This window comes from Enterobacter sp. RHBSTW-00975 (genome assembly GCF_013615235.1).
GTDB lineage: Bacteria > Pseudomonadota > Gammaproteobacteria > Enterobacterales > Enterobacteriaceae > Enterobacter > Enterobacter ludwigii.
The window spans coordinates 4,320,666-4,333,258 of the sequence record NZ_CP055883.1 but is presented as its reverse complement, the minus strand read 5'-3'; the positions used below and the strand labels follow the sequence as shown (position 1 = coordinate 4,333,258).

Here is a 12,593-nt window from a genome sequence, read left to right as displayed (position 1 = left end):
ATCATGGCAGCGAAAATCCGTCGTGATGACGAAGTTATCGTGTTAACCGGTAAAGATAAAGGTAAACGCGGTAAAGTAAAAAATGTCCTGTCTTCCGGCAAGGTCATTGTTGAAGGTATCAACCTGGTTAAGAAACATCAGAAGCCGGTTCCGGCCCTGAACCAACCAGGCGGCATCGTTGAAAAAGAAGCTGCTATTCAGGTTTCTAACGTTGCAATCTTCAATGCGGCAACCGGCAAGGCTGACCGTGTAGGCTTTAGATTCGAAGACGGGAAAAAAGTCCGTTTCTTCAAGTCTAACAGCGAAACTATCAAGTAATTTGGAGTAGTACGATGGCGAAACTGCATGATTACTACAAAGACGAAGTAGTTAACAAACTCATGACTGAGTTTAACTACAATTCTGTCATGCAAGTCCCTCGGGTCGAGAAGATCACCCTGAACATGGGTGTTGGTGAAGCGATCGCTGACAAGAAACTGCTGGATAACGCAGCAGCTGACCTGACAGCAATCTCCGGTCAAAAACCGCTGATCACCAAAGCACGCAAATCTGTTGCAGGCTTCAAAATCCGTCAGGGCTATCCGATCGGCTGTAAAGTAACTCTGCGTGGCGAACGCATGTGGGAGTTCTTTGAGCGCCTGATCACTATTGCTGTACCACGTATCCGTGACTTCCGTGGCTTGTCCGCTAAGTCTTTCGACGGTCGTGGTAACTACAGCATGGGTGTCCGTGAGCAGATCATCTTCCCAGAGATCGACTACGATAAAGTCGACCGCGTGCGTGGTTTGGATATTACCATTACCACTACTGCGAAATCTGATGAAGAAGGCCGTGCTCTGCTGGCTGCCTTTGACTTCCCGTTCCGCAAGTAAGGTAGGGTTACTGAATGGCTAAGCAATCAATGAAAGCACGCGAAGTAAAACGCGTAGCTTTAGCTGATAAATTCTTCGCTAAACGCGCTGAACTGAAAGCGATCATTTCTGATGTGAACGCTTCCGACGAAGATCGTTGGAATGCGGTTCTCAAGCTGCAGTCTCTGCCGCGTGATTCCAGCCCGTCTCGTCAGCGTAACCGCTGTCGTCAAACAGGTCGTCCACATGGTTATGTGGGCAAGTTTGGGTTGAGCCGTATCAAACTGCGTGAAGCCGCCATGCGCGGTGAAGTACCAGGCTTGAAAAAGGCTAGCTGGTAATTACCAATTGAATCACGGGAGTAAAGACAGATGAGCATGCAAGATCCGATCGCGGATATGCTGACCCGTATCCGTAACGGTCAGGCCGCGAACAAAGTTGCGGTCACCATGCCTTCCGCCAAGCTGAAAGTGGCAATTGCCAACGTGCTGAAGGAAGAAGGTTTTATCGAAGATTTTAAAGTTGAAGGCGACACCAAGCCGGAACTGGAACTTACTCTCAAGTATTTCCAGGGTAAAGCTGTTGTAGAAAGCATTCAGCGTGTCAGCCGCCCAGGTCTGCGCATCTATAAGAAAAAAGATGAGCTGCCTAAAGTTATGGCTGGTCTTGGTATCGCAGTTGTTTCTACCTCTAAAGGTGTTATGACTGATCGTGCAGCGCGCCAGGCTGGTCTTGGTGGCGAAATTATCTGCTACGTAGCCTAATCGGAGGAAAGAATGTCTCGTGTTGCTAAAGCACCGGTCGTTATTCCTGCCGGCGTTGATGTAAAAATCGACGGTCAGGTTATTACGATCAAAGGTAAAAACGGCGAGCTGACTCGTACCCTCAACAAAGCTGTTGAAGTTAAACATGCAGATAACGCTCTGACCTTCGGTCCACGTGATGGTTTCGTGGATGGATGGGCTCAGGCTGGTACCGCGCGTGCCCTGCTGAACTCAATGGTTGTTGGTGTTACCGAAGGCTTCACTAAAAAGCTTCAACTGGTTGGTGTAGGTTATCGTGCAGCTATCAAAGGGAATGCAGTAGGCCTGTCTCTGGGCTTCTCACACCCTGTTGAGCATCCGCTGCCGGCCGGTATCACTGCAGAATGTCCGACCCAGACTGAAATCGTGCTGAAAGGCGCTGATAAACAGCTGATCGGTCAGGTTGCAGCAGATCTGCGCGCCTACCGTCGTCCTGAGCCTTATAAAGGCAAGGGTGTTCGTTACGCCGACGAAGTCGTGCGTACCAAAGAGGCTAAGAAGAAGTAAGGTAACACTATGGATAAGAAATCTGCTCGTATCCGTCGTGCGACCCGCGCACGCCGCAAGCTCAAAGAGCTGGGTGCAACTCGCCTGGTGGTACATCGTACCCCGCGTCATATTTACGCACAGGTCATTGCACCAAACGGTTCTGAAGTTCTGGTAGCTGCTTCTACTGTAGAAAAAGCTATTGCAGAGCAATTGAAGTACACCGGTAACAAAGACGCCGCTGCAGCTGTAGGTAAAGCTGTTGCAGAACGCGCTCTGGAAAAAGGCATCAGCAATGTTTCCTTTGACCGTTCCGGGTTCCAATATCATGGTCGTGTCCAGGCACTGGCAGATGCTGCCCGTGAAGCTGGCCTTCAGTTCTAAGGTAGAGGTGTAAGATGGCTCACATCGAAAAACAGGCTGGCGAACTGCAGGAAAAGCTGATCGCGGTTAACCGCGTATCTAAAACCGTTAAAGGTGGTCGTATTTTCTCCTTCACAGCTCTGACTGTAGTTGGCGATGGTAACGGTCGCGTTGGTTTTGGTTACGGTAAAGCGCGTGAAGTTCCAGCAGCGATCCAGAAAGCGATGGAAAAAGCCCGTCGCAATATGATTAACGTCGCGCTGAACAACGGTACCCTGCAGCACCCAGTTAAAGGTGTTCACACGGGTTCTCGTGTATTCATGCAGCCAGCTTCAGAAGGTACCGGTATCATCGCCGGTGGTGCAATGCGCGCCGTTCTGGAAGTTGCTGGGGTTCATAACGTTCTGGCTAAAGCATACGGTTCCACCAACCCGATTAACGTGGTTCGTGCAACTATTGATGGCCTGGAAAATATGAATTCTCCAGAAATGGTCGCTGCCAAGCGTGGTAAATCCGTTGAAGAAATTCTGGGGTAATTGACCATGGCAAAGACTATTAAAATCACTCAAACCCGCAGTGCAATCGGTCGTCTGCCGAAACACAAGGCAACGCTGCTTGGCCTGGGTCTGCGTCGTATTGGTCATACCGTTGAGCGTGAGGATACTCCCGCTGTTCGTGGTATGGTCAACGCGGTTTACTTCATGGTTAAAGTTGAGGAGTAAGAGATGCGTTTAAATACTCTGTCTCCGGCCGAAGGCTCTAAAAAGGCGGGTAAACGCCTGGGTCGTGGTATCGGTTCTGGCCTCGGCAAAACCGGTGGTCGTGGTCACAAAGGTCAGAACTCTCGTTCTGGCGGTGGCGTACGTCGCGGTTTCGAGGGTGGCCAGATGCCACTGTACCGTCGTCTGCCGAAGTTCGGCTTCACTTCTCGCAAAGCAGCGATTACAGCGGAAATCCGTCTGTCTGACCTGGCGAAAGTTGAAGGCGGCGTTGTAGACCTGAACACGCTGAAAGCGGCAAACATTATCGGTATCCAGATCGAGTTCGCGAAAGTGATCCTGGCTGGTGAAGTTTCTACTCCGGTAACTGTTCGTGGCCTGCGTGTTACTAAAGGTGCTCGTGCTGCTATCGAAGCCGCTGGCGGTAAAATTGAGGAATAAGTAGCAGATGGCTAAGCAACCGGGATTAGATTTTCAAAGTGCCAAAGGTGGATTTGGCGAGCTGAAACGCAGACTGCTGTTTGTTATCGGCGCGCTGATTGTGTTCCGTGTTGGCTCTTTTATTCCGATCCCTGGTATCGATGCCGCTGTACTTGCCAAACTGCTTGAGCAACAGCGAGGCACCATCATTGAAATGTTTAACATGTTCTCTGGTGGTGCTCTCAGCCGTGCTTCTATCTTCGCTCTGGGTATCATGCCGTATATTTCGGCATCGATTATTATCCAGCTGCTGACGGTCGTTCATCCGGCCCTGGCAGAACTGAAGAAAGAAGGGGAGTCTGGACGTCGTAAGATAAGCCAGTACACCCGTTACGGCACTCTGGTGCTGGCAATATTCCAGTCGATCGGTATTGCTACCGGTCTTCCGAATATGCCTGGTATGCAGGGCCTGGTATTAAACCCAGGCTTTGCATTCTATTTCACCGCTGTTGTAAGTCTGGTCACAGGAACAATGTTCCTGATGTGGCTCGGCGAACAGATTACTGAACGTGGTATCGGTAACGGTATCTCAATCATTATCTTCGCTGGTATCGTTGCGGGTCTCCCGCCAGCCATTGCCCACACTATCGAGCAAGCGCGTCAAGGCGACCTGCACTTCCTCCTGTTGCTGTTGGTTGCAGTATTAGTATTTGCAGTGACGTTCTTTGTTGTCTTCGTTGAACGTGGTCAACGCCGCATTGTGGTGAACTACGCTAAGCGTCAACAAGGTCGTCGTGTCTATGCTGCACAGAGCACACATTTACCGCTGAAAGTGAACATGGCGGGGGTTATCCCGGCTATCTTCGCTTCCAGTATTATTCTGTTCCCGGCAACCATCGCGTCATGGTTCGGGGGCGGTACTGGTTGGAACTGGCTGACAACAATTTCGCTGTATTTGCAGCCTGGGCAACCACTTTATGTGTTACTCTATGCGTCTGCGATCATCTTCTTCTGTTTCTTCTACACGGCGTTGGTTTTCAACCCGCGTGAAACAGCAGATAACCTGAAGAAGTCCGGTGCATTTGTACCAGGAATTCGTCCGGGAGAGCAAACGGCGAAGTATATCGATAAAGTAATGACTCGCCTGACTTTGGTTGGTGCGCTTTATATTACTTTTATCTGCCTGATCCCGGAGTTCATGCGTGATGCAATGAAGGTACCGTTCTACTTCGGTGGGACCTCACTGCTTATCGTTGTTGTCGTGATTATGGACTTTATGGCTCAAGTGCAAACTCTGATGATGTCCAGTCAGTATGAGTCTGCATTGAAGAAGGCGAACCTGAAAGGCTACGGCCGCTAAATGGTCGCCTGAGAAGTTACGGAGAGTAAAAATGAAAGTTCGTGCTTCCGTCAAGAAATTATGCCGTAACTGCAAAATCGTTAAGCGTGATGGTGTCATCCGTGTGATTTGCAGTGCCGAGCCGAAGCATAAACAGCGCCAAGGCTGATTATTTCGCATATTTTTCTTGCAAAGTTGGGTTGAGCTGGCTAGATTAGCCAGCCAATCTTTTGTATGTCTGTACGTTTCCATTTGAGTATCCTGAAAACGGGCTTTTCAGCATGGTGCGTACATATTAAATAGTAGGAGTGCATAGTGGCCCGTATAGCAGGCATTAACATTCCTGATCAGAAACATGCTGTGATCGCATTAACTTCGATCTATGGCGTCGGCAAGACCCGTTCCAAAGCCATTCTGGCTGCAGCGGGTATCGCTGAAGATGTTAAGATCAGTGAGCTGTCTGAAGAACAAATCGACACGCTGCGTGACGAAGTTGCCAAATTTGTCGTTGAAGGTGATCTGCGCCGTGAAATCAGCATGAGCATCAAGCGCCTGATGGATCTTGGTTGCTATCGCGGTTTGCGTCATCGTCGTGGTCTGCCAGTGCGCGGTCAGCGTACTAAGACCAACGCACGTACCCGTAAGGGTCCGCGCAAACCGATCAAGAAATAATCGGGGTGATTGAATAATGGCAAAGGCACCAGTTCGTGCACGTAAACGTGTAAGAAAACAAGTCTCTGACGGCGTGGCTCATATCCATGCTTCTTTCAACAACACCATCGTTACTATTACTGATCGTCAGGGTAACGCTTTGGGTTGGGCAACAGCCGGTGGTTCCGGTTTCCGTGGTTCTCGCAAATCCACTCCGTTTGCAGCTCAGGTTGCAGCAGAGCGTTGCGCAGAAGCCGTAAAAGAATACGGCATCAAGAATCTGGAAGTTATGGTTAAAGGTCCGGGTCCGGGTCGTGAATCTACTGTTCGCGCTCTGAACGCCGCTGGTTTCCGCATCACGAATATTACTGATGTGACTCCGATCCCTCATAACGGTTGTCGTCCGCCGAAAAAACGTCGCGTATAACGCTCGTTTTTTAGGTTAGTTGGAGATAGAAAATGGCAAGATATTTGGGTCCTAAGCTCAAGCTGAGCCGTCGTGAGGGCACCGACTTATTCCTTAAGTCTGGCGTTCGCGCGATCGATACCAAGTGTAAAATTGAACAAGCTCCTGGCCAGCACGGTGCGCGTAAACCGCGTCTGTCTGACTATGGTGTGCAGTTGCGTGAAAAGCAAAAAGTTCGCCGTATGTACGGTGTGCTGGAGCGTCAGTTCCGTAACTACTATAAAGAAGCAGCACGTCTGAAAGGCAACACAGGTGAAAACCTGCTGGCTCTGCTGGAAGGTCGTCTGGACAACGTTGTTTACCGTATGGGCTTCGGCGCGACTCGTGCTGAATCACGCCAGTTGGTTAGCCATAAAGCAATCATGGTAAACGGTCGTGTTGTTAACATCGCTTCTTATCAGGTTAAAGCGAATGACGTTGTTAGCATTCGTGAGAAAGCGAAAAAGCAATCTCGCGTGAAAGCCGCTCTGGAGCTGGCTGAGCAGCGTGAAAAGCCAACCTGGCTGGAAGTTGATGCTGGCAAGATGGAAGGTACGTTCAAGCGTCAGCCAGAACGTTCTGATCTGTCTGCGGACATTAACGAACACCTGATCGTCGAGCTTTACTCCAAGTAAAGCTTAGTACCAAAGAGAGGACACAATGCAGGGTTCTGTGACAGAGTTTCTAAAACCGCGCCTGGTAGATATCGAGCAAGTGAGTTCGACGCACGCCAAGGTGACCCTTGAGCCTTTAGAGCGTGGCTTTGGCCATACTCTGGGTAACGCACTGCGCCGTATTCTGCTCTCATCGATGCCGGGTTGCGCGGTGACCGAGGTTGAGATTGATGGTGTACTTCATGAGTACAGCACCAAAGAAGGCGTTCAGGAAGATATCCTTGAAATCCTGCTCAACCTGAAAGGGCTGGCGGTGAGAGTTCAGGGTAAAGATGAAGTTATTCTTACTCTGAATAAATCTGGCATTGGCCCTGTGACTGCAGCCGACATCACCCACGACGGTGATGTTGAAATCGTCAAGCCGCAGCACGTGATCTGCCACCTGACCGATGAGAACGCAGCGATTAGCATGCGTATCAAAGTTCAGCGCGGTCGTGGTTATGTGCCGGCTTCTGCCCGAATTCATTCGGAAGAAGATGAGCGCCCAATCGGCCGTCTGCTGGTCGACGCATGCTACAGCCCTGTAGAGCGTATTGCCTACAATGTTGAAGCAGCGCGTGTAGAACAGCGTACCGACCTGGACAAGCTGGTCATCGAAATGGAAACCAACGGCACAATCGATCCTGAAGAGGCGATTCGTCGTGCGGCAACCATCCTGGCAGAACAACTGGAAGCTTTCGTTGACTTACGTGATGTTCGTCAGCCGGAAGTGAAAGAAGAGAAACCAGAATTCGATCCGATCCTGCTGCGCCCTGTTGACGATCTCGAATTGACTGTCCGCTCTGCTAACTGCCTCAAGGCAGAAGCTATCCACTATATCGGTGATCTGGTACAGCGTACCGAGGTTGAGTTGCTGAAAACGCCGAACCTGGGTAAAAAATCTCTTACCGAGATTAAAGACGTGCTGGCTTCACGTGGTCTGTCTCTGGGCATGCGCCTGGAAAACTGGCCACCAGCAAGCATTGCTGACGAGTAACCGGATCACAGGTTAAGGTTTTACTGAGAAGGATAAGGTCATGCGCCATCGTAAGAGTGGTCGTCAACTGAACCGCAACAGCAGCCATCGCCAGGCTATGTTCCGCAACATGGCAGGTTCACTGGTTCGTCATGAAATCATCAAGACGACCCTGCCTAAAGCGAAAGAGCTGCGTCGCGTAGTTGAGCCGCTGATTACTCTTGCCAAGACTGACAGCGTTGCAAATCGTCGTCTGGCATTCGCCCGTACTCGTGATAACGAGATCGTGGCAAAACTGTTTAACGAACTGGGTCCGCGTTTCGCGAGCCGTGCCGGTGGTTACACTCGTATTCTGAAGTGTGGCTTCCGTGCAGGCGACAACGCTCCGATGGCTTACATCGAGCTGGTTGATCGTTCAGAATCTAAAGCAGAAGCTGCTGCAGAGTAATCTGTAGTAACGTAAAAAAACCCGCTTCGGCGGGTTTTTTTATATCCGCTGAATGCCCACTTCTCTACAATATCTGTATCTTTTCTGTTCATCTTCTGGAGTTATTCATGTGGTTGCTCGACCAGTGGGCAGAACGCCATATCAGCGATGCTCAGCGAAAAGGCGAATTTGATAACCTTGCGGGACGCGGCGAGCCGTTAGTGCTTGATGATGATTCGCATGTTGCCACTGAATTACGGGCCGGATATCGCTTACTCAAAAATGCCGGTTGTTTACCACCGGAACTGGAGCAGCGTAAAGAGGCCATGCAACTGGCTGACCTGCTGAAAGGGATTCGCAAGGATGATCCCAGCCACCGTGAAATTAGCCGTCGACTGGCTCTCATCGAACTCAAAATGCGTCAGGCCGGAATGAGCACAGACTTTTTGCACGGTGAGTACAGTGACAGGCTAATGCAGAAAATCAATGAGGAATAACCATGTACCGTATCGGTGAACTTGCCAGGCTTGCTAACGTAACGCCGGACACTATCCGCTATTACGAAAAGCAGCAGATGATTGATCACGAGGTTCGTACTGAAGGTGGATTTCGACTCTATACCGATCATGACCTGCAGCGCTTACGGTTTATCCGCTACGCTCGCCAGCTTGGTTTCACGCTGGACTCGATCCGCGAGTTACTTTCGATCCGCATCGATCCTGAACACCATACTTGCCAGGAGTCGAAGAGCATCGTACAGGCAAGGCTTGATGAAGTTGAAGCGCGTATACAGGAACTGCAGACCATGCAGCGTTCTCTGCAACGGTTGAATGACGCCTGCTGCGGTACAGCTCATAGCAGTATTTATTGTTCAATTCTTGAAGCCCTTGAACAGGGGGCCAGTGGAACTCAGGGCTGTTGATTTTTACTTCATCCGGGACTAGACTCCCGTCGACATAAACCATGCTCAGGAGAAATTATGAGCCGCTATCAGCATACGAAAGGGCAAATTCAGGACAATGCCATTGAGGCCCTGCTCCACGACCCGCTTTTCAGGCAGCGTATTGAGAAGAATAAAAAAGGAAAAGGGAGTTATTTACGAAAAGGGAAACATGCAAAGCGGGGTAACTGGGAGGCCAGTGGCAAGCAAGCGGAATCGCTTTTTTACCACTGGCCTTCCTTTTTTCAACGTCTGATTAAGAGCGGTTATTTTGCTCTTTCAAAAGATCGCGAATTTCAGTCAATAACACTTCTTCTTTTGTCGGGGCAGGCGGCGCAGCCGGCTCTTCAGCCTTTTTACGGTTAAGCTTATTGATAAGCTTGATAGCCATAAAAATGGCGAACGCCACGATCACGAAATCAAATATGTTCTGAATGAAAACGCCATAATGCATAACAACGGCAGGGACATCACCCTGTGCATCCCGAAGCGTCACGGCAAACTGTTTAAAATCAATGCCCCCGATTAACAGTCCGAGGGGAGGCATAATAATGTCGGCTACCAGTGATGAAACGATCTTACCGAACGCTGCACCGATAATGACACCCACTGCCAGATCCACCACATTCCCGCGCATCGCAAATTCGCGAAATTCTTTAACTAAACTCATTTTCTTCTCCTTGAGCCAACTGACGATTATAAGTTTAACAAATGATTAGTTAATTTCCATTGGGGATAATTAATCGTTATGAAAAATAAAAGGCATGGGAATAAGAGGGTTAATAATCAGGTGCCCTTTTATAAGCACCTGATTGATTACAGGAAGAATGGACTTGGCTGGAATAAACGTTCGACGTCGGTAATAAATTTTTTATCGGTAAGGAACATAATGACGTGGTCGCCTTGCTCGATACGTAAATTATCATTCGCAATCATCACGTCGTTTCCACGCACCACGGCACCAATAATTGTTCCCGGTGGCAGTTTAATTTCATCGATAGCGCGGCCCACAACGCGTGATGTGGTTTCATCACCATGAGCAACGGCCTCAATGGCTTCAGCCACACCGCGGCGAAGGGAGGATACGCCAACAATATCCGCTTTACGGACATGGCTCAGCAGGGCAGAAATGGTTGCTTGCTGCGGTGATATCGCGATATCAATAACGCTTCCCTGCACGAGGTCAACGTAGGCGCGGCGTTGAATAAGCACCATGACCTTTTTTGCCCCCATACGTTTGGCGAGCATGGCGGACATAATGTTCGCCTCGTCGTCGTTAGTGACGGCAATAAACAGATCAACTTGATCAATATGCTCTTCTGCCAGCAGCTCTTGATCTGAGGCATCGCCATAAAATACGATGGTGTTTTGCAGCTTTTCAGCCAGCTCAGCCGCGCGCTGTTGATCGCGCTCGATCAGCTTCACGCTGTAGTCTTTTTCCAGCCGGTGCGCCAGTCCCGCGCCGATATTACCACCGCCAACGAGCATAATGCGTTTATACGGTTTTTCGAGACGCTGCAGTTCACTCATTACCGCGCGAATATGCTGAGATGCCGCGATGAAGAAGACTTCATCACCTGCCTCGACTATGGTTGAACCCTGTGGGCGAATTGGCCTGTCATGGCGGAAAATGGCTGCAACGCGGGTATCAATATGCGGCATATGCTCACGCATGGTGGAGAGCGCATTACCGATCAATGGGCCGCCGTAATATGCCTTAACGACCGCCAGGCTCACTTTACCTTCGGCGAAGTTCACCACCTGCAGCGCACCAGGATATTCGATCAGGCGGTAGATATTGTCGATAACCAGCTGTTCTGGGGCGATAAGATGGTCGATAGGGACCGCTTCGGAATTAAACAGCTTCTCTGCATCCCGGACATAGTCCGGGGAACGGATGCGCGCGATCCGGTTCGGCGTGTTGAACAGCGAATAGGCCACCTGACATGCCACCATGTTGGTTTCGTCAGAACTGGTCACCGCAACCAGCATGTCAGCATCGTCGGCGCCCGCTTCACGCAGGACACGCGGATGCGAGCCATGACCTTGCACGACGCGAAGGTCAAATTTGTCCTGTAAAACACGCAGCCGATCGCCATTGGTATCGACAATCGTGATGTCATTATTTTCGCCAACAAGGTTTTCAGCCAGCGTCCCACCAACCTGTCCGGCACCCAGAATGATTATCTTCATATCTCGTGACCTGTTCTCAACATCACTCTTTGATTAGCTTAGCGTAAAAGAAGCCATCACCTTCTTCAGCGGCCGGCAGATTCTGCAGGCCTGGGCGTTCAGGCGTGCCCGTGTCGTGTAGCACTGCATCCGGGGTACGTTTAAGGAAGGCTGCAATCTGCTGGCTGTTTTCTTCCGGAAGGACCGAACAGGTCGCATAGACCAGTGTGCCTCCTGGCTTCAGGTGTGGCCAAATGGCATCAAGAATGTCGGATTGCAGTTGAGTCAGTTCCTTGATATCGCGATCGCGACGTAACCACTTAATATCCGGGTGGCGACGAATAACGCCGGTTGCCGAGCATGGCGCATCCAGCAAGATGCGATCGAATTGCGTTTCACCACACCATTCTGCGGGTTTGCGGCCATCGCCTTGCTTAACCTGCGCTTTCATTCCCAGGCGCTTAAGGTTGTCATAGACGCGTGAAAGACGCTGCTCATCGATATCCACGGCCATGACGTTTGCCTGAGGGGCCACTTCCAGAATATGCGTCGTCTTGCCGCCTGGTGCGGCGCAGAGATCGAGGATGTGCTCGCCGTTTTTAGGTTCCAGCCAGGCCATGCAGCCCTGCGCGGAAGCATCTTGTACGGTCACCCAGCCTTCATCAAAACCGGGTAAAGCATGTACCGGAGCTGGAGAGGCTAAACGTACAGCGTCAGGATATGCTTCATGTGTGAAGCCGCTCATTCCAGCCTCTTCCAGTAAAGCCAGCCAGGCGTCGCGCGTATGGTGATTACGGTTGACGCGTAACCACATCGGCGGACGCTGATTATTCGCGTCGGCAATTGCCTGCCACTGCTCTGGCCAGGCTTTTTTAAGGCGATTCAGGAGCCAGTCAGGATGCAGATAACGTGCTTCACTTTGCCTGAACTCAGCCAGAAGTTCTTCCTGCTGTCGCTGGAACTGGCGCAGAACGCCATTAATCAACCCTTTCAGCATAGGACGTTTAATCACAACGGCACCTTCCACTGTCTCAGCCAGTGCGGCATGAGGCGGGATACGCGTGTGAAGAAGCTGATAGAAGCCAACCATAATCAAATAATGCACGGTGCGCTGCTTGCCGGTCATTGGACGTGACATCAGCTTATTAACCAGCCACTCAAGCTGAGAAAGCGTGCGCAGGACGCCAAAACAGAGCTCCTGAAGCAGGGCTTTGTCTTTGTCGGACACTTTTTGCTGCAAAGCTGGCAGGATATTGCTCAATGACTGGCCCTGCTCGACAACCTGCTCAACGGCCTGAGCCGCCATACTGCGTAAATTTTGTTTTTTCATAACCGTAAAAATAAAAAT

The 12,593-nt window shown here is 50.4% G+C and carries 22 protein-coding genes; 19 read left to right on the top strand and 3 right to left on the bottom strand.

Features of this window, described 5'->3' with window-relative positions:
• The first annotated feature begins 3 nt into the window (after positions 1-3).
• From rplX to HV340_RS20890, 19 genes are all read left to right on the top strand, one after another.
• The gene (gene rplX, locus HV340_RS20980; RefSeq protein ID WP_000729185.1) at positions 4-318 is read left to right on the top strand and encodes a 50S ribosomal protein L24; all 315 of its coding nucleotides are present in this window, start codon (positions 4-6) and stop codon (positions 316-318) included.
• Positions 319-332: 14 nt separating this feature from the next.
• Positions 333-872 (top strand): 50S ribosomal protein L5, encoded by a 540-nt coding sequence (rplE, locus tag HV340_RS20975; RefSeq protein WP_001096206.1) that lies wholly within the window; start codon positions 333-335, stop codon positions 870-872.
• Positions 873-886: 14 nt separating this feature from the next.
• Positions 887-1,192: a 30S ribosomal protein S14 gene (gene rpsN, locus HV340_RS20970; protein ID WP_003863291.1), complete on the top strand. Its 306-nt coding sequence runs from the start codon at positions 887-889 to the stop codon at positions 1,190-1,192.
• Between the two features lie 30 nt (positions 1,193-1,222).
• Positions 1,223-1,615: a 30S ribosomal protein S8 gene (rpsH, locus tag HV340_RS20965; protein WP_006178918.1), complete on the top strand. Its 393-nt coding sequence runs from the start codon at positions 1,223-1,225 to the stop codon at positions 1,613-1,615.
• 12 nt (positions 1,616-1,627) lie between these two features.
• Positions 1,628-2,161, top strand: coding sequence for a 50S ribosomal protein L6 (rplF, locus tag HV340_RS20960; RefSeq protein WP_003863296.1), 534 nt, complete (start codon positions 1,628-1,630; stop codon positions 2,159-2,161).
• A gap of 9 nt (positions 2,162-2,170) precedes the next feature.
• Entirely contained in the window at positions 2,171-2,524 is a 354-nt protein-coding gene (gene rplR / locus HV340_RS20955) for a 50S ribosomal protein L18 (RefSeq protein WP_013099023.1), read from the top strand.
• Between the two features lie 14 nt (positions 2,525-2,538).
• On the top strand, positions 2,539-3,039 hold the full coding sequence (rpsE, locus tag HV340_RS20950) for a 30S ribosomal protein S5 (protein ID WP_003863299.1): 501 nt from the start codon (positions 2,539-2,541) through the stop codon (positions 3,037-3,039).
• Between the two features lie 6 nt (positions 3,040-3,045).
• Entirely contained in the window at positions 3,046-3,225 is a 180-nt protein-coding gene (gene rpmD / locus HV340_RS20945) for a 50S ribosomal protein L30 (protein ID WP_003863301.1), read from the top strand.
• 3 nt (positions 3,226-3,228) lie between these two features.
• Complete coding sequence (rplO, locus tag HV340_RS20940; RefSeq protein ID WP_003863304.1) at positions 3,229-3,663, top strand: 50S ribosomal protein L15; 435 nt, start codon at positions 3,229-3,231, stop codon at positions 3,661-3,663.
• Positions 3,664-3,670: 7 nt separating this feature from the next.
• The gene (gene secY / locus HV340_RS20935; protein ID WP_014171896.1) at positions 3,671-5,002 is read left to right on the top strand and encodes a preprotein translocase subunit SecY; all 1,332 of its coding nucleotides are present in this window, start codon (positions 3,671-3,673) and stop codon (positions 5,000-5,002) included.
• 31 nt (positions 5,003-5,033) lie between these two features.
• Positions 5,034-5,150 carry a 50S ribosomal protein L36 gene (gene rpmJ / locus HV340_RS20930; protein ID WP_000868187.1) on the top strand — a complete coding sequence of 39 codons (117 nt, stop codon included), beginning with the start codon at positions 5,034-5,036 and terminating at the stop codon, positions 5,148-5,150.
• Positions 5,151-5,296: 146 nt separating this feature from the next.
• Positions 5,297-5,653 (top strand): 30S ribosomal protein S13, encoded by a 357-nt coding sequence (gene rpsM / locus HV340_RS20925; protein WP_003863308.1) that lies wholly within the window; start codon positions 5,297-5,299, stop codon positions 5,651-5,653.
• 16 nt (positions 5,654-5,669) lie between these two features.
• The gene (gene rpsK, locus HV340_RS20920) at positions 5,670-6,059 is read left to right on the top strand and encodes a 30S ribosomal protein S11 (RefSeq protein WP_003863312.1); all 390 of its coding nucleotides are present in this window, start codon (positions 5,670-5,672) and stop codon (positions 6,057-6,059) included.
• A 32-nt stretch (positions 6,060-6,091) separates the two neighbouring features.
• Positions 6,092-6,712, top strand: coding sequence for a 30S ribosomal protein S4 (rpsD, locus tag HV340_RS20915; RefSeq protein ID WP_004868345.1), 621 nt, complete (start codon positions 6,092-6,094; stop codon positions 6,710-6,712).
• 25 nt (positions 6,713-6,737) lie between these two features.
• The gene (gene rpoA / locus HV340_RS20910; protein WP_002919219.1) at positions 6,738-7,727 is read left to right on the top strand and encodes a DNA-directed RNA polymerase subunit alpha; all 990 of its coding nucleotides are present in this window, start codon (positions 6,738-6,740) and stop codon (positions 7,725-7,727) included.
• 40 nt (positions 7,728-7,767) lie between these two features.
• Complete coding sequence (gene rplQ, locus HV340_RS20905; protein WP_001216372.1) at positions 7,768-8,154, top strand: 50S ribosomal protein L17; 387 nt, start codon at positions 7,768-7,770, stop codon at positions 8,152-8,154.
• A 107-nt stretch (positions 8,155-8,261) separates the two neighbouring features.
• On the top strand, positions 8,262-8,630 hold the full coding sequence (locus HV340_RS20900; RefSeq protein WP_059306649.1) for a DUF1992 domain-containing protein: 369 nt from the start codon (positions 8,262-8,264) through the stop codon (positions 8,628-8,630).
• A gap of 2 nt (positions 8,631-8,632) precedes the next feature.
• Positions 8,633-9,055, top strand: a complete 423-nt coding sequence (gene zntR / locus HV340_RS20895) for a Zn(2+)-responsive transcriptional regulator (protein WP_014171894.1) — start codon at positions 8,633-8,635, stop codon at positions 9,053-9,055.
• 57 nt (positions 9,056-9,112) lie between these two features.
• On the top strand, positions 9,113-9,439 hold the full coding sequence (locus tag HV340_RS20890) for an alternative ribosome-rescue factor A (protein WP_126547865.1): 327 nt from the start codon (positions 9,113-9,115) through the stop codon (positions 9,437-9,439).
• On the opposite strand, the gene mscL is transcribed toward HV340_RS20890, so the two are convergent.
• The 3 genes from mscL to rsmB all read right to left on the bottom strand — a co-directional run bounded on the left by mscL (position 9,330) and on the right by rsmB (position 12,575).
• Positions 9,330-9,743, bottom strand: coding sequence for a large-conductance mechanosensitive channel protein MscL (gene mscL, locus HV340_RS20885; protein WP_014171892.1), 414 nt, complete (start codon positions 9,741-9,743; stop codon positions 9,330-9,332). The two genes, HV340_RS20890 and mscL, sit on opposite strands and share 110 nt — an antisense overlap.
• Positions 9,744-9,889: 146 nt before the next feature.
• Positions 9,890-11,266 (bottom strand): Trk system potassium transporter TrkA, encoded by a 1,377-nt coding sequence (trkA, locus tag HV340_RS20880; protein ID WP_014171891.1) that lies wholly within the window; start codon positions 11,264-11,266, stop codon positions 9,890-9,892.
• Positions 11,267-11,288: 22 nt separating this feature from the next.
• Positions 11,289-12,575 (bottom strand): 16S rRNA (cytosine(967)-C(5))-methyltransferase RsmB, encoded by a 1,287-nt coding sequence (gene rsmB, locus HV340_RS20875; protein ID WP_059306648.1) that lies wholly within the window; start codon positions 12,573-12,575, stop codon positions 11,289-11,291.
• Between the last annotated feature and the right edge of the window lie 18 nt (positions 12,576-12,593).